The organism is Litoribacterium kuwaitense (genome assembly GCF_011058155.1).
Classification (GTDB): Bacteria; Bacillota; Bacilli; order Bacillales; family DSM-28697; genus Litoribacterium; species Litoribacterium kuwaitense.
Window position 1 is genome coordinate 1 of record NZ_JAALFC010000153.1, and the last position, 341, is coordinate 341.

The following is a 341-nucleotide window of genomic DNA, read 5'->3' on the forward strand; positions in this document are numbered from 1 at the left end:
GAAACCATTGAGGGTTGCCAAATATTTGCCCTGTAGAAAGAATCGCAAAATCTTTAAGACCAACGTCAATACCGACAGAAGAACCTGTTTTTCTAATGGTTGCACTTCTGTTTCAGCAAAAATCGATACAAAGTATTGACCACTTGGGTTTCGTCTGATTGTAGCGTTAAGAATACGCCCCTCAACCTCACGACTTTTTGCGAACTTGACTAATCCAAGTTTGGGTAACTTGATTTTGTTTCCTACAATCGCAATATTGCCGTTCGTATGCTTTGTTGTGTAGGATTGTACGTTATTCTTTTTCGACTTGAAACGTGGTGCTTTATTCTGTTTCTTGAAAA

The 341-nt window shown here is 38.7% G+C and carries 1 pseudogene; it reads right to left on the reverse strand.

What is annotated here, in order from left to right:
- Positions 1-341 (reverse strand): annotated as a pseudogene (locus tag G4V62_RS19465) (IS200/IS605 family element RNA-guided endonuclease TnpB); the annotation flags it as partial.